Origin of the sequence: Burkholderia sp. SIMBA_051 (assembly GCF_046534915.1) — a bacterium.
Taxonomy (GTDB): domain Bacteria; phylum Pseudomonadota; class Gammaproteobacteria; order Burkholderiales; family Burkholderiaceae; genus Burkholderia; species Burkholderia ambifaria.
Genome location: NZ_JAWRXS010000013.1, coordinates 40824 through 62423, shown reverse-complemented (window position 1 = coordinate 62423; position 21600 = coordinate 40824). Strand labels below are relative to the sequence as shown.

Genomic DNA, 21600 nt, shown 5'->3' with positions numbered 1-21600 from the left:
CTGCGCCAGATACCCCTCCATGTCACCCCACCCGGCCACGCCACGACCGGCGTAATGCCCGCCTCCGCGGAACTCGCGTCATGCGATCGATCCGGGAATGCGAGCTCCATCGACATGCAATGCGTGTCGCCGATTCGATGTGACATGACATTCCCCTCAGCATCGATCGCGGTCGAGACGAACGGCCATGCCAGTCACAAGAAGCCGCACAAATCACCGACGTACATGGCGCCATCCAAGTCTCGATCAGATCGATGATGACTTGATTTTTATTTGTCAATTCAACTTCGTACTACTACGAAATTTACTCTGACAGAGCGTTCTCATTTCATACGGAGCATCAAGATGAACAGAGTGTACAAGGTCATATGGAGCAAGGCGCGCGGCACCCTTGTCGCCGTATCGGAAGTCGACATGGCGGTAGGGAAAGGGAAACAGGCATCGTCAGGCACGGTCGACCGACGCGGTGAGGCCATCGACGGCGAATTCGGTATCACGCGCGGCGCAGCGGCCCTGCCAGTCGATCGCATGAGGCACCCGTCCAGGCGAGCGGTCGTCGCCGCTTCAATCGGCATTCTCACCGCAGGCATTCCGGCGTTGGGGTACGCGCAGGCAGCGGGGTCTGTCACAGTAGGCGGTTTTAACTGTGGCCCGGCCGCTGCAACCACCAACGCAATCGCCGTCGGATGTTCGGCCAATGCCGCCGGGCAGGGATCAATGGCACTCGGTTTTGGAGCCGGTGCGGGCGGGGGCAATGCAGTCGCAATCGGTGAAAACTCGAATTCGAACGGTAATGCGTCAACTGCGGTCGGCGCTGCGACGACCGCGACGGCCAGCAGCGGTGTAGCGCTCGGGGTACTCGCGGCATCCACGGGCGCCGGTAACGCGATTGCGATCGGTGCAAGTACCGCGGCGAGCGGGTTCAACGCTACAGCGGTCGGTGCCGGCGCCATTGCGAATGACACAGGCGCAAGCGCCTTCGGCCAGGCCGCGACGGCATCCAACAGCAGTTCGACCGCCATCGGCGGCAACACCACGGCGAGCGGCATTGGTGCGAGCGCGATTGGACATCAGGCACTGGCGACCGGCACCAATGCTTCCTCGCTCGGTGCGTCGGCAGCCGCGACAGGCGAAAACGCCAGCGCATTGGGCGATTTCTCGACGGCGTCCGGCGTCGGCAGCACCGCGGTGGGCGCGGGCGCCCGAGCGAGCGCCGACAACACTTTAGCCGGCGGCTTGAACGCAGCCGCCAGCGGCATTTCATCGATTTCCTTAGGCAATTCATCGGTCGCCTCGAACAATTCCGCGACGGCGCTCGGCGCCGGCAGCACCGCATCGGGTGACCATTCGACCGCACTGGCGACGATGTCGACAGCAGCCGGCGGCTACTCGATCGCAATGGGCTTCGACTCGATTACGACCACCACCGCCGCCGCCGGCGTGGCGATCGGATCGGGGGCATCGGCCAGCGGCGCGTCGGGCATCGCGATCGGCGTCAACAGCGGCGTGTCGGGCGTCAACGCGATCGCGCTCGGCCCGGGCGGCACGGCCGGCGTCCCCGGTTCCGGCACTCAGGCCACAGGCGACCAGGCGGTCTCCATCGGCTTCAACGCGCTCGCCAGCAATACTGGTGCGCAGGCATTCGGCAGCCAGGCGACGGCGAGCGGAACCACTTCCATCGCCATCGGTAACGTAGCCACCGCGTCCGGCATATCGGCCGTTGCGCTCGGATCGGGCGCCGTCGCTAGCGTTGCCAACAGCGTCGCACTCGGTGCTGGCTCGACGACGACCGCGGCGACACCGACATCCAGCGCGGTGATCGGCGGCGTGACCTACAACTTCGCGGGCACAGCACCCGTCGGCGTGGTGAGCGTCGGCGCACCGGGCGCCGAGCGGCAGATCCAGAACGTCGCCGCCGGTCAGCTGAGCGGCGCCAGCACGGACGCCGTGAACGGCTCGCAGTTGTTCGCGACCAACCAGCAAGTGACCGCCAACACGACGGCGATCTCGAACATCAGCAACGGCGCGGGGATCAAATACTTCCATGCAAACTCAACGCTGGCCGACAGCCAGGCAACGGGCACGGACAGCATTGCCGTCGGCCCTCAGGCAGTCGCCAGCGCGGCTGACAGCTTCGCAGCCGGCAGCGGCGCGCAATCGACCGCCGCAAGCGGCATGGCGCTCGGCGCGCAAACGACCGCTTCGATCGTCGGCAGTGTAGCGATCGGCTCGGGCGCCGTGTCGGACCGCGCGATCGCGGCGGGCAGCGGTACCATCCCGGCCGGCAGCCACACGGTGCCGTTCAATACGTCCGACGCGACGCTGCTCGGCGCGGTGTCGTTCGGCAGTGCATCGGGGAACACCTACCGGCAGCTCATCAACGTCGCCGACGGCACGAACGCGCACGACGCGGTGACGGTCCGGCAGTTGACCGGCGCGCTGCAATCGTTCGCCGTCACGCCGACGATGTACTTCCATGCCAATTCAACCGCGGCCGATTCGCTCGCCGTGGGCGCGGAGTCGATCGCGGTAGGGCCGACGACGGTCGTCAACGGCGACAACGGCGTGGGGATCGGCAACGGCGCGATCGTCCAGCAGACGGCGCCTGGCGGCGTAGCGATCGGGCAGGCGGCGAATTCGGGGCAGGCCGATGGGATCGCACTCGGCAGCGGCGCGAATGCGACCGGGCCTCAGTCGATCGCGCAAGGCGCCAACGCCGTCGCGACTTCGTCGGGCGGCATCGCGATCGGCTCCGGCGCGAACAGCAGCGCCACCGATGCGCTCGCGCTCGGTTCCGGCGCCAGCGCGAACGTCGCGAACAGCATCGCGATCGGCGCCGGCTCGGTCACGACGGTCGGCGCGCAGTCGAACTACATTGCGTACGGCCTGAGCAGCCCGCAATCGTCGGCCGGCGAGGTCAACATCGGTAACCGCAAGATCACCGGTGTCGCCGCCGGGTCCGCCGGCACCGATGCGGTCAACGTCAGCCAGCTCGATGCCGTCAACCAGAACCTGACGACGCTGATCCAGAATATCAGCAATACCAACGGCGGCGGCGGTTTCCCGTCGACACCGGGCTCGTCGACGCCCCCTGCGTCGACCGGCTCGAACTCGTCGGCCGGCGGCAACGGCGCGGTCGCGTCCGGTTCGAACAGTACCGCGGTCGGCAACGGTTCGACTGCGTCGGGCACCGGCTCGACCACGATCGGCGCAGGCTCGACGTCGTCGGGCAACAACTCGGTGGCGATCGGTGCGGGCAGCAACGACGGCGGACGAAACAACGTCGTGTCCATCGGTACGGCCAGCTCGCCGCGGCAGCTCACGAACGTCGCGGCGGGCACCGCGCCCACCGATGGCGTCAACGTCCAGCAGTTGAATGCCGCGGTCGGCAATGCGAACGCGTACACCGACGCGAAGATTCAAGGCCTGCGGCGAGACGCGGATGCGGGAGCCGCGAGCGCAATGGCCGTCGCGGGGCTGCCCCAACCTTCCGGGCCGGGCAAGAGCATGGTCGCCATCGCCGGCAGCGTCTATCGAAGCCAGTCCGGGCAAGCCATCGGCATCTCGACGATCTCGGAAAACAACCACTGGATCTACAAGGCCGCCATCACGACCAATACGCGCAACGACTACGGTGCCGTGATCGGCGCGGGCTATCAGTGGTGATCGCGAGAACCCGATATCCAACCGGGCTCGTCCGCGGCCGTGCAACGCCTCCATCGCGCGTTGCACGGCTGTCGGATGCGCTGCTCCCAATACGATGAGAGAAACAGATCATGAAAATCCAATGGGCACTTGCGCTGTCTATCAGCCTGCTTTCCGTTGCAACCCTCGAAGGCTGTGCCGTCAGCGGTCCGCCCAAATTCCCGGATCCGCAGTCGGCCAGCCCGAAGGGCGGCACGTTCGTGAACGTGGACAATCTTCGTAACGTCGCGCCAGGTCTGAACAAGGATCAGATGTACGACCTGCTCGGCCCGCCGCATTTCAACGAATGGTTCGTCGGCAGCCATGTGTGGAACTATCTGTTCGACTTCCGTCGCGGCAATGAGGTCGTCAGCTGCCAGTATCAGGTGCGCTACGACCAGCACATGAAGGTCACCGATACCTATTGGCGCGAACCCGCATGCGCCGACTTCATACGCGCGCCGTCGGCCGCGCCGGTGGCCGCGGCCGAGCCGCCGGTGTCGACGCTCGAGCAATTCACGCTTCAGAGCGACGCGCTGTTCGCATTCGGAAAATCGAGCCTCGATTCGATGCTGCCGGCCGGCAAGGCGCAGCTCGACGACGCCATCGAGCGGATCAAGCGGCATAAGGAGATCACGCGCATCGTCGTTGTCGGGCACACGGATCGTATCGGCCCGAGCACGGTGAACGAACCATTGTCGCGCGCGCGTGCGCAAACGGTGCGCGGTTATCTGATCTCGCACGGGCTGAACGGCAGCATCATCGACGCGCAAGGCGTGGGATCGAGTCAGCCGGTCACGCATTGCCCGGCGGGTCCAAGCCGCGCCGTGATTGCATGCCTGCAGCCGGATCGCCGGGTGTCGATCAGCGTAAGCGGCCGCAACTGAAACGCGGCGAGCCGGTCGCGCCACGCACGCTTCGCCCGCGTGGCGTGCATCGCGCGACCGGCCGCGCCGACGGTTGGAACGGATAGCGCACCTCCGGATGACGATGATGAGAAGGGTCGGGGTTTATGTGGATGGAAGCAGCATGGACGCGAACGGCGGCCATCTGATGCGGTACGAGGTATTGCGCTCGCTCGCCGGGCGTGCCGGGGCCACGATCCAGCGGCTGCATGCGTATCTGAGCTTCGACGAACGCCGCGCCGCGCGTTCGCCCGACTACGACGCACGCATCAAGGGCTACCAGGCGGCGCTGCGAGACAAGGGGTTTCGCGTCACGATCAAGCCGCTCAGGCATTACGCGGACGAAGACGGAACGGAAACCGTCAAATCCAATTCGGATCTCGGGATGGCGATCGACGCGCTGTCGGAATCTGACCGGCTGGACACCGTCCTGATCGCGACCAGCGACGGAGACTTCGTTGAAGTCGTCCGCGCGCTGCAGAAAAAAGGTTGCCGGGTCGAAGTCCTGGGTTTCGATAACGTCCCCCTCGAGCTGCGGGAAGCGGCCGATCAGTTCATCAGCGGCTATCTCGTGCCCGGCCTGCTGCCGGTTCGAGATTCGGCCGCCGGCCTGCCCGCATGGGGTCAAGTGGGTTCGCGCGTGCGTGGCGTGTGCAACCGTTTCGAGCCGGACGACGGGTATGGCTTCATCGCGTTCTGGCCTTCACTGCCCGATACGCCGCTGCTCGCGGCCGCCGAGACGAGCCCCGCCTACTTTCGTAGCAGCAGTGTTCAGGATGCGTCGATACTCCATCGCTTGCCGTCGAGAAACACCGTGCTCGAATTCGAACTGGCCACGCCGGCGAAGCAGAACGGTGCGCCCGAGGCGCGCCGGATTCAGGTCGTTTCCGGCGCGTAGCGCGGGCCGGCGCGGCGGACCGCATCACATCGTCATCCTGCCGGCGCCGCGGTCAGCTTCCTAGCGCCGCGTCGTGATCGTGCCGCGACAGGAACATGAGGAAGGTCGTCCCTTCTCCGAGCTTCGATCGCACCTGCAGCTTGCCGCCGAGTGAATCCACGACCGTCTTGACGAATGCCAGACCGAGGCCATGCCCGGACAAGGGCGAGGTCCCGTCCAGCTGCGTGAATTCCCGGAACAGCTTTTCCTGATCTCGCTCCGATATGCCCATCCCGTAATCGGTCACGGCGATCTTCACATGCCGTTCCGTGGCGGACAGCTCCACGTCGACCGTCGAGGCTTCCCGGCCGAACTTGATCGCATTGCCGATCAGATTGACGAACGCCCGCCGCAGCAGCTGCACGTCGGCGATCGTGCTCAGCCCCGGCTCTGCCATCAGGTTGACGATCGTGGATTTCGCACTTGCCTGCGGCAGCAGATCGTCGACCGCATCGCCCAGCACCAGCGCAGGGTCCACCGCGGCGAGCTTCGGCGGCAGGCTTTCGGCCTTGGCGAGAAACAGAAAATCGTCGGACAGGTTGAGCGCCCGCGTCGCATACTGCGAAATCAGTTCTGCGAACCGTTGCGGCGTGTACCGCGACGGATCGCGCTTTATCTGCGAAGCGAGCGCGAGAATCGACGCCTGCGGAGACCGCATGTCGTGCGACAGGAAACGCAGGACCATGTCGCGCTGCCGCTCGGCGAGCCGTACGGACGACACGTCCGCCACATGGAAGACCAGCGCACGCTCGCCGAACGCGGACGGCCGGATCGGCGCGCACTTGATCAGCAGCGAGAGGCCGCCGCGCGCATTGGCGATCTCGACGCCCTGGTCGAGCTGCGATTTCGTCTGCGCCGACAGATCGTCGCCATGCGGCGAGTGATTGAGCCATGTCAGCGCCTGTGCGGCGAATTCGTTGGCACGATGTGACGCCGTGATCTGAAACAGCACATCGGAGACCGAGCGCCCGGCCGGCGAATGGCGCGCCCCCGGATTCCCGTCGAGCTCCCCGCACAACGCCGCCACCCGCTCGTTCGCCAGCAGAACGACGCCCGATGCGGACGCGATCAGGGTCGCTTCCGGCAGGCTGTCGACCCATGCATCGATCAGTGCGCGATATCTGCGTACCTGCGCGTCCAGTGCGCCTGCCCTGCTCAGTTCTCGCCAGACCGGGTCCATGCAATGCGGAACGACGGCGGGCTCCGCGTGTAGCGAAGGCTCGACCGTCAGTCGATCCGCGAGCCGGACGATGAAGCGCAACAATGCTTCCAGGCGTCGCCATGACCACAGCACACAGGCGAGCGCGCAGATGAGCATGCCGGTGGACGGCGGCAGAATGCGGTCGCCAAACCGGAACAGCGCGAAAGCGCCTGCGGCGATCGTGATCGTCAGGCCGATCGACGCGACCATGCCCGCGCGCGGATTCAGCCGATAGAGAAGCGCGCAAATCGCGCATACAATCAGTTCGTTGAGCACCAGTTCGGCAGCGAAGCCGATCTCGCGCGGCGGTGCGGCCGTCGCGGGCGCAGCGATTTCATCGCCAGCGGCGAAAACATTCGCGAGCGTCGGCATGCCGCCCGAAGACGACACCGACGACCCGCCGGCACCTTCGATCGACGACCGAATCAGGACGGACCGACCGCTCAGGTTGCTCGACGGCACGCGTCCGTCCAGGACGTTGATATACGAATAGAGCGCATAGGGGCGAGGACATTGAAACCCTGAAGCCTCCACACATCCCTTTGCGCGAGTATCGAAGCCGGCCTCGGGCAGCGAAGACGCCATGCGTCCGTTGTCGCGGTCGATGGTCTCGCCAACAGCGTTGTTGGCCGCACGGCCGCGCGTCGCTTCACGCAAGCTCGTCAGATCGATACCGATCGCGGCGACGCCGCTTCCGACGAGCCGGTCCATCATCCGCTCGCGCGTTTCGCGACTGAACGGCCAGCCACCCAGTTGCTCGATCGTACGATCGTCGACGACGATGACGATCAGCGATTTACCTGCACTGCCACGAGCAGATTGCGAAGCAAGATCGAAAAAGGCACGGTCGACGCGATGCAGCAGGTGGGTCGCCGTCAACACCAGACACACGAGCATCAGTGTGAATGTCATGCATACCCACTCTCCTGCCAGATCGAAGCGGGGAACCTCTGCCAAGCTCTCGCGCTTGTCGCGCGAGCGGCACAATCTCGATAAAAAAATTCGTCCAACCATGTCAATTCGATGATGTTTCACGATATCGCACTAAACGACACTCGAAATGACGCCATCAAATTCCGAGATCTTCCCCGAAAAAATCACCAATACTTTATGCAGCATCTATTCTAATAAATTTCAATTCCATACATCCATACATCAACGACACTTGGGCCACTACGCCTCGACTACCGGCACCAAAAAGCCGATAAAACGCGCATATAAAATAACAAATAATTACAGCAATTATACACGATATAAATTCACAATTGTATTCTTGACTCGTATTTAAAATTCATATTGATAACACCCGCCAGATTCAATCATTCAACCGCCAGGCACACCGTCGCAAACACCTGAAATTCCTCACCCATTGCCGTCTCACAAATGAAGCCCACACGTTTGACCCAACGTCGAAACGTTTTCATTTCCGGCAATTCGGGCGCCCGCGCGACGCCCCTCAAATACTCAGCATCGCAAAACAAATTTACATTTGTTTGTTTTTCGAAGTTGAAAATTCAAGATCGCGTCCATAGAATCGAGTGATCGAAAAAGCAGCAGCCCTCCCCGATCCGGCATCCCGGAATATTCATGAAACCTACCTTATTGACCAACGATCCACTCGACGACGCCGAACGGGGGCTTCACGAGGATGAGTTCTTTTTCCTGCTCCAACCCAAGTTCGCGTTGCAGGAATTCCGCCTGTGCGGCTTCGAATACCTGATCCGCTGGCGACATCCGCAGCGCGGCGTCCTCGAGCCGGCGTCGTTCATCAGCGTGGTCGAGGATTCGTGCCTGGCCGGTCGATTCACGGACCTGCTCACCCACCGCGCGACACGCATGCTCGCGCGGTGGATGGCGCCCGGATATGACGCGTTGTCGCTCTCCATCAACTTGTCCTCGCTGGAATTGGGGCATGCGGGCTTTCCCGGTCAACTGTCCGCGCTGCTCGAATCGCTGGACGTCGATCCGCACCGATTCCAGATTGAATTGACCGATGTCGTCCCTCCTGCCGAGCTCGATTGGCTGGTGGAAGCCATTCACGCGGTGCAGGCTGTCGGCGTGCGGGTTGCGCTCGACGACTTCGGCGCCGGCTTCAACTCGCTGACGCTGCTGCAACAATTGCCGGTGGACATCGTCAAGTTCGATCGGTCGTTGATCCGCGATGTGGTGCAAAACGGAGAATCGATGCGCGTCGTCGAAACGCTGGTGCAGCTTGCAAAAGGTCATGGCAAGCAGATCGTGATGACGGGCATCGAGACCGCGGAACAGTTCGAATGGGCGCGCGCGTTGCCCGGCGTCGAAGGTCAGGGCTTCTACCTCGGCGAGCCGCTTTGCGAGGCGGATATCGACGCTTTCATCGCCAACAGTCAGCGCAGAACGCATCCATAGGCTGGCACCTGAGCCGAGGTATCCGCTTCGCCTGTTCAGCCGCGCGTTGCGGGATGGCGCGCAGGTTCCGGCGGCCCGGTGTGCCGGGCGCGATGCCGGCCACCCGACATCGCGTCGTCCTGAAGTGAATCTGCCATGTGCACTCCGTTCGGGCCTTTGTCTGATGAACCGCTGTAGACGGAATGCGGCCAGCATAGAACAGCGCCTCCGGTACGCAAAGTGAACATTTGTCACTTTCGCGTACGTTCAGCGCCTACCAGCGAATCAACGCCGCCCCCCAAGTAAAGCCCGCCCCCATCGCCGGCATCAGAACGAGATCGTTCTCCTTGATGCGTCCATCGGACACCGCCTCACTGAGCGCGAGCGGAATCGACGCCGCCGACGTGTTCCCGTGTTTGCCGACGGTGAGCACGACCTTCTCCATCGGCAGGTTCAACTTCATGCCGAGCGTCTGCACGATGCGCTGGTTCGCCTGATGCGGCACGACCCAGTCGAGATCGTCCTGGGTCAGGCCGTGTGCCGCGAGCGCTTCCTGCGACGCCTCGGCGAGATTGACCACCGCATGCAGGAATACCTCGCGCCCTTCCAGATGCATCTTGCCCGCGCTTTGCGTCGACGAGACGCCGCCGTCCGTATGAATCTTGTCATGATGCCGGCCGTCGGAATGCAGGTGCGTGGAGAGGACGCCGCGCGGCTTGTCGCCGTCGGATCGCTCACCGCGCAGCACCACCGCGCCGGCGCCGTCGCCGAACAGCACGCAGGTATTGCGATCCTGCCAGTCCACGATGCGCGACATCGTTTCCGCGCCGATCACGATCGCGGTGCGGGCCTGACCCAAGCGGATCATGTTGTCCGCGACCGACAGCGCGAATACGAATCCCGAGCACACGGCCTGCACGTCGAACGCCGCGCCGCCCTGCATGCCGATCGCCTCCTGCACGCGCACGGCCGTCGCGGGCATCGTGCGATCGGGCGTGCAGGTCGCGAGCACGATCAGATCGACATCGGCGCCGCTGATGCCCGCTTGCTTCAGCGCGGCGGTAGCCGCGCCGATCGCGAGATCGGACGTGTGCTCGCCGTCCGCCGCGATGCGGCGCTCCTTGATGCCGGTGCGCTGCGTGATCCATTCGTCCGTGGTATCGACCATGCGGGCGATGTCATGATTCGTCACACGCCGCTCGGGCAGTGCCGAGCCGCAGCCGACGACGCGCGAGGTCCAGTTCCCCGCGCCGGTGATTTCCGCCATCTTCCGTACTCCGGTGAAGATCGATGAGGCGCGCCGGCGCGCGACAGGCGCTGAACCGGCGCACGCGAGTTACCAGTTTCCGGCGCTTGCCCCTTCGCCCGCTTCCGTATCCGCGGCTGTGCCCGTGGGCGTGAGCGACACGAGATGCTCGGCCAACGCGATGAACGTCGGATAATCGTAGAGCACCGTATCGTCGATCTTGATCTTGAGCCGCTCTTCGAGAAAGAACGCGAGTTCCACGGAATGCATGGAATCGAAGCCGGCGTCGGCGAAGGTCTGTTCGAGATCGGTCGGCACCTGCAGATTGTTCGCCTCGGCCCATTCCTGGATCCAGCCGAGGATGGTCTGGGCGGTCACCGCGGAACCGTTCAACGTTGCGGCTTGAAGTTGGTCGCTCATGGCATTGATTTCCTGAAGTCGGATTGACGAAGAAAAGCACGGCACGAAGCGCCGTGCGTCGTACGGTTGAATCGGAACACGCGAGCCTATGCGGTCGTCACCTGCGCATGCGGCTCGAACTCGACTCGCGTGGCGTCCGGACTGCCGGCGAGGAAAGCCGCGACGCGGCGCGCGGACGGCTCACGCACGATCGAGTTGTGATCGTCGTCGAACACGCTCACCGCGACGCTGCCGCCCGTGAGCCGCCGCAGATACTGCGTCACCTGCGTACCGGACATGCCGCCCGCATTACGCTCGGCGAGCGCGTAGTCGATCCGCGTGCGCACCTGGTGCGGCCGGTGACGCGCGAGCGCCACCGCGCTCACGGCATGCAGCCGCGAGATGTGGGCGAACGTGGCGGGATGCGCGCGGCGCCGCACGTCGGCGAGGTAGAAGTCCTGATCGAGCATCGTGTCGAAGCGCGGGTCGGTGAGCCACGCTTCGACGACCTGCGTGGCATCCTCATTGATGAAATCGCCGGCAAGCGCGTGCAGCCGCGTCGCGAATTCGCCTTCATGGAGCGGGGTGTCGACGATCACCAGCGGCGGCGCGGTCCTGCCCTCCGCTTCCCACTGCGCCGCCATTTCGTGCGAGACGATGCCGCCGAACGACCAGCCGCCGAGCACATCGGGCAGCTTGCCCTGTGCGGCAAGCCACGCCGCGCGATAACGCGACGCCAATTGCGCGATCGACAGATACGCAGGCGGGCGGTCCTGGTCCGCGTACGGATGGCGAATCGCGACGATGGTCGGATCGCCCGGCCAGCCGTTGGCCAGATCCTGATAACAGAGCACGTTGCCGCCCACCGGATGCACCAGTGCGACGAGCGGCCCCGCGCCATTGCGCAGCGTGACGAGCAATCCGTGATCGCCCGGTGCATCAGCCGCTTTCTGCGTGTCGCTCGATACGGGTTCCTGAATCGGTGTAGTGCCCGACGATGCGCCGAACCACCGAGCCAGCGTCGATAGCGATGCACCGCGTGCGAGCATGGAAATCGGCGGCATCCTGCCGAAGTGCTGATGCAGGCGCACGCGCAATTCCGTCAACGCCAACGAATCGAGGCCCTGACTGACGAGTGAAAGATCGTCGGCCAGCGTTACGCTATCCGGCGTGACGGCCGCCGCGATGGTGCGGAGTGTCGCGAGCAGTTGCTCAACGTCAACGCTCGCGATGTCAGTGCCAATCTCCGCCACGTGCGAAGCGTGTTGCAGCGGCACCTCGCCCGACGCGATGTCGCGCCGATGCTGCGTACCGCCTTGCGCGGAAGCCGCAAGCACATGCTCCGGGAACGGCAATTCGAAGCGATCGCGGTCGAACGGATAGCCCGGCGCTTCCGCGGGCCGCGGCGCGTTGCCGTAGAGCTTGCGCCACGCGATCTTCTGCCCGATGCTGTAGAGGCGTGCGCACGCATGCGCGAAGCCGGTCGATTCCGTTTCTTCATCGCCGTCCGGCCCATCGGCAAGCGAAGAGACCGCACATTGCCAGTCGCCGCCCGCGGCCGCGCGCGCGAGCTTCGACAGCGCCGCGCCGGGCCCCACTTCGACGAAGATCGTCTTGCCGTCGAACGCCGCGAGCAACGCTTCATGAAAGCGCACCGGCTGCTCCACGAGATCCAGCCAATGCTCGACACTCGCGATCGCGTCTGTCGCGAACGCGCCCGTGAGTGTGGAGACGATCGGGATCGCGGGCGCCGCCAGGGTCAGCGGTTCGAGCGCCTGCCGGAACGCTTCGCGCATCGAACGCAGCATTGGCGAATGACCCGGCGTGCCGTAGGTCTTGAGCAACGACACACGCTTGCCGGCCGCGACCATCGCGTCCTGAACCCGCGTGATCGCCGCCTGCGTGCCGCTCACGACGGTTTGCTCCGGCCCGTTGATGCCTGCCACGAACAAATCCGTCCCGAACGCGAAGCGTGCGGCGAGTTCATCCACGCTCGCGGCGACCGCGAGCATCGCGCCCGCCGGCGTCGCCGTGTCGAAAAGGCGGCCGCGCGCGTCGACGGCCTTCAACCCCTCGGCGAGCGACATCACGCCGCCGATCACGGCGGCCACATGCTCGCCCAACGAATGCCCGATCAGCAGATCGGGCTGCACGCCGAGATCCATCCACGTACGCGCGAGCGCATAGCACACGACGAAATGCGCGAGTTGCCCCGGATGATGGCGCACCGCGTCGGTGGTCCGGCCGACGATCGCGTCGAGCACGTCGCGTGCCGTATCGGCGTCGAGCTGGCCCAGGCACGCATCCGCGTGTTTGCGGAACAGGCCGTTGTCTTCGTAGAGATTGCGCCCGACACCGGGCTGCCATGCCCCTTGACCGGGGATGAGAAACGCGAGACGCGGCTTGCGCGGATGCTCGCCCGCGTGCCAGTGTCCCGTCGGGTCCTCGGCGAGAAAGGCATCGAGTGCGGCAACGAAATCCGCTTGCGTCGTCCCGACCAGCGCCACGCGATGATCGAAGTGATCGCGCCGCACGCTTGCCGTGTGGCACGCATCGCGCATCGGCGCGTTCGTGTCGGCGAGCCACGCGCGCCACGCGGACGCGGCACGCCGGCGCGCTTGCGGCGAGCGTCCCGACAGCGTCAGCACGCGTTCGCGAGCGACCTGCGCGGCGGTATCCGGCGCCGCGTCCGGCTCGGCAAGAATCATATGGACGTTGGTGCCGGTGATGCCGAAGCCACTCACACCGACGAACGCATTGCCGTCACCCAGCGGCATGCCGTCGCGCGGAATCTCGAGTTGCGCGCCTTCCCAGTGAAAGCGGGGATTCGGCGTCGCGAAATTCACCTGTGCGGGCACCTGGCGATGACGGAGAATCAGCATCGCCTTGATGAAACCCGCCATGCCCGCGGCACCTTCCAGATGCCCGAGTTGAGACTTCACCGAGCCGACGAGAATCGGCTTGTCGCGCGTGACGGCGCGCGCATACACGTTGCGCAGCGCGGAGAGCTCGATCGGGTCTCCCAGTGCCGTACCCGTACCATGCGCCTCCACGTAGGCGACCGCTTCCGGGCGCACGCCCGCACGTGCCATCGCGCGCCGAATCACGGTTTCCTGCGCGGCGCCGTTAGGCGCGGTGAGGCCGTTGCTCGCGCCATCGCTGTTGACGGCGGAACCGACCAGCACCGCGTCGATACGATCGCCGTGCGTGCGCGCGTCGCCCAGCCGCTTCATGACGAGCGCACCACCGCCTTCGCCGCGAATGTAGCCGTCGGCGTTCGCGTCGAACGGGCGACACTGACCGGACACGGACATCGCCTGAAGTCGCGCGACGCCGATCGTTTCCTCCGGCCCGAGGATCAGGTTCACGCCGCCCGCGATCGCCACGTCGCACTCGCCGGCCTGCAGGCTCTGTGCGGCAAGATGGATCGCGACGAGCGACGACGAGCAGGTGGTGTCGACGAAGATCGCCGGCCCGCTCAAGCCCAGGATGTGCGCGACGCGCCCGGGCGCCATCGCGCGCAGGTTGCCGAGCTTCGAATACGTGGTTATTTTTCCGGGATCGCCGGACCACACGGTACGCCGGCCATAATCGGCTTCGCCGGTCGTCATGAAGACGCCGACGTTCTTGCCGCGCAATTGACCGGGCGCAAACCCCGCGTTCTCGAGCGCTTCCCACGCCAGTTCCAGCATCCAGCGCTGCTGCGGATCCATCTCGATCGCCTCGGCCGCCGACGTGCGGAACAGCCCGCGGTCGAAGCAGAACGGATCGTCGACGTAGCCGGCCACGCGCGAATAGGTGGTGCCGGGTTCAGCGGGATCCGGCGAGTAGAACGCGTCGATATCGAACCGCTCGCGCGGTGTTTCCCGAATCGCCGTACGGCCGGAATTCAGCAACGCCCAATAGCTCGACGCACAGGACGCGCCACCCGGGAAGCGGCACGACATGCCGATGATGGCGATCCGTTCCGCGTGTGTAGTTGACCTGTCCATACCGTTCTCGCTGCAAGAAGAATGCTTCATGGCTAGTGGCGACGCGCCGCGTCGAGATCGTCGCGACTGCTGGCCTGCACCAGCACGGCCATGTTGCCCGGCAGATGCTGATTCGCGCGAATCTTCGCGTGCGCGTCCGGCAGGCGGTGCCAAGGAAACACTTCCGACAGGCACGGATCGATCTTGCCGCTCATCACGAGCCGGTTTGCCGCCGCAGCTTCCTTGAGACTCGCGAAGTGGCTGCCCTGGATCCGCTTTTGTCGCATCCACACGTAGCGCGCATCGCAGGTGAGGTCGTAGCCACTCGTCGCGGCGCAGAAGACGACCATGCCGCCGCGCTTCACGACGTAGCAGGACGGCGCGAACGTGTTGCGGCCCGGGTGTTCGAACACCATGTCGACGTCGCGCCTTTCGCCGAGCGCGTCCCAGATCGCCTTACCGAACTTCTTCACGGCGTCGACATAGGCCGCGTATTCGTTCGTTGCATCGACGGGCGGCGGCGCGCCCCAGCATGAAAAATTCGAACGGTTGATCACGCCCACCGCGCCAAGGCGCTTGACGAATTCAGCCTTCGAATCGTCGGAGACCACGGCGACCGGCCGCGCGCCGGCCAGCGCCGCAAGCTGAATCGCCATCGTTCCCAAGCCGCCCGCCGCGCCCCACACGAGCACCGATTGTCCCGGCGAAAGCACATGCGGCTTGTGGCCGAACAGCATCCGGTACGCGGTGGCGAGCGTGAGCGTGTAGCACGCGCTTGCGGCCCACGTGAGGTGCTTCGGGCGCGGCATCAGCTGCGTGGCCTGTACGCGCGCGAATTGCGCGAACGAACCGTGGGTGGTTTCGTAGCCCCAGATGCGCTGTGACGGAGACAGCATCGGATCGCCGCCGTTGCATTCCTCGTCGTCGCCATCGACCTGCGAGCAATGCGCGACCACCTCGTCGCCCACCTTCCATTTCCTCACGTTCGCGCCGACGGCCCATACGATGCCGGACGCGTCCGAGCCCGTGATGTGGTAGGGATCGTCATGCAGGTCGAGCACGGAAAACGGCTGGCCGAGCGCGGCCCACACGCCGTTGTAGTTGACGCCGGCTGCCATGACGAGAATCAGCACGTCGTTCGGGCCGAGCGTCGGCACGTCGACGATTTCCCTCGTGAATGCGTGCTGCGGCTCTCCGTGGTTCTCCCGGCGAATCGTCCACGCATGCATCGTTCTCGGCACGACGCCCAACGGAATGGCACAACCGATGTCGAACAGCTCCGGTTGCCCGCTCTCCGTTTTCTCCACCACTTCCATCAGTTCGGAATCCATATTTATACCCGTACGAAATCGGATTGATCGACCGTAGCGCTCGCGCTACGACATGTGTGAAGACGACGTTGGCGTCAAGCCGCGGTCATGCCGCCGTCGACGGAAAGCGCGGTGCCTGTCATGAACGACGACGCATCGCTCGCGAGGAACACGACGGCCTGCGCGATCTCCTCTTCGGTACCCAGGCGGCCGACCGGATGAAAGCTCTTGATCTGGTCGGTCATATGGGTTTCGTCGAGGAATTTTTCGACCATCGCCGTGGCGACGAATGCCGGACAAATCGCATTGACGCGGATTTTCTGCTTCGCGTATTCGAGCGCGGCCGCCTTCGTCAATCCGAGAATGCCTGCCTTCGACGCGTGATACGCGCAGCCGCCGAATGCCGATGCCACCAGGCCATAGGTCGATGACATATTGACGATCGATCCGCCCCCGGTTTTAAGCAATTCCGGAATTTCATATTTCATCGCAAGGAACACCCCTTTCAGATTGATGTCCACGACAAAATCCCAAGTCGCCTCGTCGGTATCGGCCACCGCATTGCCGAACGCTTCAACGCCTGCGTTATTGAAAGCGATATCCAGCCTGCCAAATTGTTTTACGGTCTGCGCTACCGCATTCGCGCAATCCTCGGCCCTGGACACATCGGTTTTCACGAACATCGCGTCGCCGCCAGCGCTGCGAATTTCCTCGACGACGGCCAGGCCTTCGTCGATTCGGCGCGATGCGATCGCGACGCGCGCGCCTTCCCGTGCAAACAATAGCGCCGTGGTCCGGCCGATGCCCGAATTCCCGCCCGTGACGAGGGCCACCTTGTCTTGAAGCTTCAGCACTGCGCTCTCCCGGTTACGTTGATATGACCGATCCGCTGCCGCCATCGAACGATTCATTCGGCTCGGATGAAAACGTTCGCGTTCTCGTATTGGTCTGGATTCTAAACGTCAAAAAACGCCCATCCATGACAGTTCATAAAAGTTCAGAATTACTTCCCGGGCGGGCGAATATCATCGGCACCATCGATATTTTCGGCAATTGCCAGGCTGGTGCACCATGCATGCAAAAACGATATCCCGGCACAAGATTGGCATGTCCGTCATTCATGCAATCGGCAGCGAGGGTTTCTCGGACCTCAGCGCAGCGCTCGATTCGCTCGACCCCGACTTCAAGCGATTGCTGATCGAGGGCGCTTATGCGGATATCATCGCCCGGCCCAATCTGTCGCTGAAGCATCGCGAGCTCGTGACCGTTGCGGTCCTGACCACGATGGGCAATGCCGATTCCCCGCTCAAGTATCATGCGGCCGGCATGTTGAATACGGGCTGGACGCCGGAGGCCGTGCTCGCCACGGTCCTGCAGACGCTCGAGTACGCGGGCGTGCCGGTGGCCATGGCCGGCGTGCGACACGTCGTGACGGTGCTGCGCGCGCGCGGCATCACTATCGGTCAGGCAGCGAATCCGTTCGAACCCTACGCATCCGCAGTCGCGTGCACGCGTGAGCTGCGGCAACAGCATCTTGACGCACTGACACCCAAGGAGCGCGAAATCGCCACGCTTGGAATCGTCATCGCGCTCGAAAATCAGCATGCGGCCGTACGGCAGCACTTGAATGCTTGCCTGCATGTCGGCTGGTCGCGTCATGAGCTGACCGAAGTACTGATTCAGCTCACCGGCTATATCGGCTGGCCGCTCGTACTTTCCGTATCGCGCATCGCGCTCGACGTATTCGCCGCCGCGGAACAGGCGCACGTCGCCCCGACGCAAGCCACGCCGGAACGTGATCGATATGCGCATGCAGCGCCGGTGCGCGCTACCGAGATTTCGCCCGAACTCGCGCGGCACCTCGATGAGCCGGGCGCGTCGACGTCGAGCGTCGATTCGGTCGAACACGCGAAGGCGCGGCACCTGACGGCCATCGCCTGCCTGACCTGCCTCGCCCGAAATGCGGATACCGAAGCGCTCGTCATGCATATACGCGACGCGCGCTTGCTGGGTGCGTCGCGGCACGAGATTGTGAACACAATAACCGGCGCACTGCCCTACGCAGGCGTGCTCGCCACGCAATCCGCACTGGCCGAGGCAAACCGGTTGTTCGCATCGACAGATTTGCACGCTGCTTCAACACACGAGAACGCGGCGGCATGACAGATGACGGCGCGCGATGCCCGTCAACGCCACGCAGTACGAACGACACAGGAGCGGACGATGAACGACGAAGGTGGATACGATCTCGAAGACTTGATACCCGGCATGAGCGCGAGCTTCACGAAGACGTTATCCGAACGTGACATTTTCCTGTTCGCGAGCGCGTCCGGCGACCGGAATCCCGTGCATCTCGACGACGCCTACGCCAGTCGCACACGCTTCGGCGGCCGCATTGCGCACGGCATGTTGTCGGCGTCGGTGATATCGGCAGCCATTGCCATGCGCCTGCCCGGCCCCGGCTCGATCTATCTATCGCAGGATCTGCAATTCCGGCGCCCGGTGAAGCTCGGCGAAACGGTTTGTGCGATCGTGACCGTCAAGGAGATCGTCGCGAACCGGCGGCGCGTCGTGCTGGAAACCCGATGCGAAGTGAATGGGCTGATCGTGGTGGAAGGTACCGCGGTCGTCATGCCCACGACCGCGGCGGCGCGCAGCAAGGAAGCGGAACACCTGCAAGGTCAGGCGGTTTGACGATCGCGCGCCAGTCGCTCGTCCGCAGTCCGGCTCGCGAAGGACATCGCATACGCAATGCACGTGCGCGCAAGCACGTCGGTCGGATCGACGAGCGTCGCGCGGCGCCCGTTGCGCGCGACATATTCGCCGCCCGGCAGCAGGATCGGCAGCTCGGTACAGCCGAGCACGATCACGCTCACGCCTTCGTCCATCAACGCGTCGATCGCCGCGCCGATATCTTCCTCGCACTGTCCGGTCGTGAAGCCGGCCTTGACACCCTGCGCGCCGTAGATCGCTTCCATCACGCGCGCCTGCAACGCCGGCGCCGGCGCCACTTGCCGGAGCCCCTGCGATTCGAGCGCCTTCCGGTAGACCCCGCTTTCGATCGTGCCTGAAGTGGCCAGCACACCGACCTCCCGCAGCACCGGATAGGTGTCGCGCAGGTGGGCGACCGTGACGGTCAGCATGTTGACGATCGGAATGCCGAGCCAGGGCTGAATCCGCTCGACGAACGCATGCGCGGTGTTGCACGGAATCGCGATGACGTCGGCATCGCCGTCCTCGAGTTTCTTGCAGGTCGCGTACAGGGAAATCGTCGGATCCGCGCCGGCGCCCACCAGGTTCTCGGTTCGATCGGGAATCTGCGGATTCTGTTCGACCAGCAGCTTGATATGGTCCTGATCGCGTGACGCCGGCGTGTTGCGCACGATCTTGTCCAGGAAATCGACGGTCGCCGCCGGACCGACGCCGCCGACCACGCCGATCTTGAACGTCGCCGCGCGTGAACCCGGTTGCCCGGCCACCGCGTACTGCGCATACGCGAGATTCGAATCCACGAGCGGCACGCGCTGCAGGCCGATTTCATCGGCGACCAGCGCGATCTCGGTCAGGCCGGGGACGATCACTTGCGCACCCTGATCGGCGAGGTCGTCGCACGCACGGCGCAACAGCTCGACTGAACGGCCACGAAGATTGCCCCGCTTGATGCCGTCGGCGCCGTAGATCGCTTCGGTCACGAGATCGATCCCGTCGTGCGATCGCGGATGGACGATGTCGAACTGCGGCGCCGAGAAATACGCTTCGAAAAGTCGCTTGTCGCGCACGTAATCGGACGCCAGCACGCCGATGCGCGTCGCGTCGGGATACTTGCGCCGCACATGGCTGCGCACCGCTTCGACGATATCCACGATCGGCAGGCTCGTGTTCGCCTTCAACTCGTCGATGAACGTGTGGCTCAGAAAGCACGGCAGCACGACCGTCGTCACGCCCCGCTTCTCGAACGCGCGGATCATGTCGAACACGTACAGCTTGCGTTCGATGGTCGCCGCGCTGCCCGACCCCGAGCCCTTGAACGGGTATTGCTCGAAGATCAGCTCGACGTGCTCGTCGTCGGACGACGCAGGCGTCGCCTTCACCATCTTGAAGAACACATCGGCACTGCCCAGCGGCCCGAGGCCACCGACCACGCCGAACTTGCGCCGGGCATTCACGCCATCCGTGTGCATCACGCGTTCTCCGGCTGATCGAATACGGCGGCTTGTGACTTCGTGGCGCGTCGGCTCTCCCACTTCGCGATCACCGCCGTCGCCACGCTGTTGCCGATCACGTTCGTCATCGTGCGGCCCATGTCGAGAATCTGGTCGATCGCGAGAATCATCGCGACGCCGGCCACCGGCAGATGGAACATCGGCGCGACCGCCGCGACGACGACCACCGAGCCGCGCGGCACGCTCGCCATCCCCTTGCTGCTCAACATCAGCACCAGCAACATGAACACCTGCTCCGACACCGGCATGTGCACGCCGAACGCCTGCGCGATGAAGATCGCGGCAAACGCCTGATACATCATCGAACCGTCCAGGTTGAACGCGTAACCGAGCGGCAGCGTGAAGCCCACCACCTTCTTGTCCACGCCGAACCGCTCGAGCTGCTCGGTCAGGCGCGGATAGGCGGCCTCGCTGCTCGCGGTCGAGAAGGCGATCAGCGCGGGTTCGCGCACGGCCTTCAGCAGGCTGCCGACGCGCCGCCCGAGAAACACGTATCCGGCGCCGATCAGCAGCGTCCAGAGGACGAGCAAGCCGAGGTAGAACGCGCCGATCAGCTTGCCGTACGTATAGATCACGTCGAGCCCGCGCAGCGTGACCGACGCGGCGATCGCGCCGAATACGCCGAGCGGCGCCGCGCGCATCACGTAGTTGGTCAGGCGCAGCATCACCGGCACCATGCCGTCGATCGACTGGATCACGACGCCGACCCGCTTGTCGTGCTTCAGCGCGCTCAGCCCGATGCCGAGAAAGACCGAGAACACCAGGATCTGCAGGATGTCGTTGCGCGCCATCGCGTCGAGCAGGCTGGTCGGGAACGCATGCGTGATCACGTCCCGCGCGTTCAGCGCGGCGGTATTCAGGCCGGTGCCGACTTCGCCGCCGGATGCCACGAGGTTCAGGCCGGCGCCCGGCTGCAGCGCATTGGCCATGACGAGGCCGAGGCTCAACGAAATCAGCGACGCACAGACGAACCACCCGATCGAGCGCAGGCCGATGCGGCCGACGTCCTCGCCGCTGTCCATGCCGGCCAGGCCGGACACGAGCGTGACGAACACCAGCGGCGCGATGATCATCTTGATCAGGCGCAGGAAGATGTCGGTGACGATCGAGAAATAGCCGGCGACGGTTTTGAGGGTGCCCGGATCCGCGATGTGGGTGTGGCACGCATAACCGGCGACGACACCGAGGATCATGCCGACTGCAATGCTGAAGGTAAGGCGATTTTTCATGTCCATTCGTCCTTGGGTGGCGCCCTGCCGCCGGAGGCGAACGAGCGCTGCGAAGAAGGCCGCGCGACGCCGGTCACGCGTCACGATTGCCGTTGGAACGAATGGTAGGGACGGTCGATAAAACCGTG

The 21600-nt window shown here is 64.4% G+C and carries 14 protein-coding genes; 6 read left to right on the top strand and 8 right to left on the bottom strand.

Translation table 11 applies throughout. The annotated features are described in order from the left end of the window. Positions 1–345: 345 nt before the first annotated feature. The 3 genes from SB771_RS27565 to SB771_RS27555 all read left to right on the top strand — a co-directional run bounded on the left by SB771_RS27565 (position 346) and on the right by SB771_RS27555 (position 5487). Positions 346–3666 (top strand): YadA-like family protein, encoded by a 3321-nt coding sequence (locus tag SB771_RS27565; RefSeq protein ID WP_175661726.1) that lies wholly within the window; start codon positions 346–348, stop codon positions 3664–3666. A gap of 110 nt (positions 3667–3776) precedes the next feature. Next, positions 3777–4571 (top strand): OmpA family protein, encoded by a 795-nt coding sequence (locus tag SB771_RS27560; RefSeq protein ID WP_175661680.1) that lies wholly within the window; start codon positions 3777–3779, stop codon positions 4569–4571. Positions 4572–4668: 97 nt separating this feature from the next. After that, on the top strand, positions 4669–5487 hold the full coding sequence (locus tag SB771_RS27555) for an NYN domain-containing protein (RefSeq protein ID WP_105832181.1): 819 nt from the start codon (positions 4669–4671) through the stop codon (positions 5485–5487). A 52-nt stretch (positions 5488–5539) separates the two neighbouring features. On the opposite strand, the gene SB771_RS27550 is transcribed toward SB771_RS27555, so the two are convergent. Further along, positions 5540–7639 (bottom strand): ATP-binding protein, encoded by a 2100-nt coding sequence (locus tag SB771_RS27550; protein ID WP_175661682.1) that lies wholly within the window; start codon positions 7637–7639, stop codon positions 5540–5542. Between the two features lie 675 nt (positions 7640–8314). Between SB771_RS27550 and SB771_RS27545 the strand changes: the two genes are divergently transcribed. After that, positions 8315–9115: an EAL domain-containing protein gene (locus SB771_RS27545; protein WP_175661683.1), complete on the top strand. Its 801-nt coding sequence runs from the start codon at positions 8315–8317 to the stop codon at positions 9113–9115. Positions 9116–9368: 253 nt separating this feature from the next. Here the strand turns inward: SB771_RS27545 and SB771_RS27540 are convergent, their stop codons facing one another. The 5 genes from SB771_RS27540 to SB771_RS27520 form a co-directional block, all read right to left on the bottom strand. Continuing rightward, the gene (locus SB771_RS27540; RefSeq protein WP_175661684.1) at positions 9369–10361 is read right to left on the bottom strand and encodes a beta-ketoacyl-ACP synthase III; all 993 of its coding nucleotides are present in this window, start codon (positions 10359–10361) and stop codon (positions 9369–9371) included. Between the two features lie 69 nt (positions 10362–10430). Beyond that, entirely contained in the window at positions 10431–10760 is a 330-nt protein-coding gene (locus SB771_RS27535; RefSeq protein WP_011661096.1) for an acyl carrier protein, read from the bottom strand. An 86-nt stretch (positions 10761–10846) separates the two neighbouring features. Beyond that, positions 10847–14731 (bottom strand): type I polyketide synthase, encoded by a 3885-nt coding sequence (locus SB771_RS27530; RefSeq protein ID WP_244096837.1) that lies wholly within the window; start codon positions 14729–14731, stop codon positions 10847–10849. 32 nt (positions 14732–14763) lie between these two features. Continuing rightward, positions 14764–16041: a crotonyl-CoA carboxylase/reductase gene (gene ccrA / locus SB771_RS27525; RefSeq protein ID WP_175661686.1), complete on the bottom strand. Its 1278-nt coding sequence runs from the start codon at positions 16039–16041 to the stop codon at positions 14764–14766. Between the two features lie 74 nt (positions 16042–16115). Next, the gene (locus SB771_RS27520) at positions 16116–16874 is read right to left on the bottom strand and encodes an SDR family NAD(P)-dependent oxidoreductase (protein WP_175661687.1); all 759 of its coding nucleotides are present in this window, start codon (positions 16872–16874) and stop codon (positions 16116–16118) included. A gap of 217 nt (positions 16875–17091) precedes the next feature. Between SB771_RS27520 and SB771_RS27515 the strand changes: the two genes are divergently transcribed. Beyond that, on the top strand, positions 17092–18183 hold the full coding sequence (locus SB771_RS27515) for a carboxymuconolactone decarboxylase family protein (protein WP_175661688.1): 1092 nt from the start codon (positions 17092–17094) through the stop codon (positions 18181–18183). A gap of 60 nt (positions 18184–18243) precedes the next feature. Beyond that, a complete protein-coding gene (locus tag SB771_RS27510; protein ID WP_175661689.1) occupies positions 18244–18714 on the top strand; it encodes a MaoC family dehydratase in 471 nt (156 codons plus the stop codon). Here the strand turns inward: SB771_RS27510 and SB771_RS27505 are convergent. Both SB771_RS27505 and SB771_RS27500 read right to left on the bottom strand, forming a co-directional pair. Further along, positions 18702–20201: an aspartate/glutamate racemase family protein gene (locus tag SB771_RS27505; protein ID WP_175661727.1), complete on the bottom strand. Its 1500-nt coding sequence runs from the start codon at positions 20199–20201 to the stop codon at positions 18702–18704. The two genes, SB771_RS27510 and SB771_RS27505, sit on opposite strands and share 13 nt — an antisense overlap. Then, on the bottom strand, positions 20201–21472 hold the full coding sequence (locus SB771_RS27500; RefSeq protein ID WP_175661690.1) for a dicarboxylate/amino acid:cation symporter: 1272 nt from the start codon (positions 21470–21472) through the stop codon (positions 20201–20203). Before SB771_RS27500 ends, SB771_RS27505 begins: the two co-directional genes overlap by 1 nt. Positions 21473–21600: the final 128 nt, after the last annotated feature.

Coding starts and splice junctions, on each gene's coding strand:
- SB771_RS27510 (WP_175661689.1), top strand. CDS start 18,244: ATGAACGACGAAGGTGGATACGATCTCGAAGACTTGATACCCGGCATG.
- SB771_RS27535 (WP_011661096.1), bottom strand. CDS start 10,760: ATGAGCGACCAACTTCAAGCCGCAACGTTGAACGGTTCCGCGGTGACC.
- SB771_RS27545 (WP_175661683.1), top strand. CDS start 8,315: ATGAAACCTACCTTATTGACCAACGATCCACTCGACGACGCCGAACGG.
- SB771_RS27500 (WP_175661690.1), bottom strand. CDS start 21,472: ATGAAAAATCGCCTTACCTTCAGCATTGCAGTCGGCATGATCCTCGGT.
- SB771_RS27530 (WP_244096837.1), bottom strand. CDS start 14,731: ATGGACAGGTCAACTACACACGCGGAACGGATCGCCATCATCGGCATG.
- ccrA (WP_175661686.1), bottom strand. CDS start 16,041: ATGGATTCCGAACTGATGGAAGTGGTGGAGAAAACGGAGAGCGGGCAA.
- SB771_RS27555 (WP_105832181.1), top strand. CDS start 4,669: ATGACGATGATGAGAAGGGTCGGGGTTTATGTGGATGGAAGCAGCATG.
- SB771_RS27550 (WP_175661682.1), bottom strand. CDS start 7,639: ATGACATTCACACTGATGCTCGTGTGTCTGGTGTTGACGGCGACCCAC.
- SB771_RS27540 (WP_175661684.1), bottom strand. CDS start 10,361: ATGGCGGAAATCACCGGCGCGGGGAACTGGACCTCGCGCGTCGTCGGC.
- SB771_RS27515 (WP_175661688.1), top strand. CDS start 17,092: ATGCATGCAAAAACGATATCCCGGCACAAGATTGGCATGTCCGTCATT.
- SB771_RS27505 (WP_175661727.1), bottom strand. CDS start 20,201: ATGCACACGGATGGCGTGAATGCCCGGCGCAAGTTCGGCGTGGTCGGT.
- SB771_RS27565 (WP_175661726.1), top strand. CDS start 346: ATGAACAGAGTGTACAAGGTCATATGGAGCAAGGCGCGCGGCACCCTT.
- SB771_RS27560 (WP_175661680.1), top strand. CDS start 3,777: ATGAAAATCCAATGGGCACTTGCGCTGTCTATCAGCCTGCTTTCCGTT.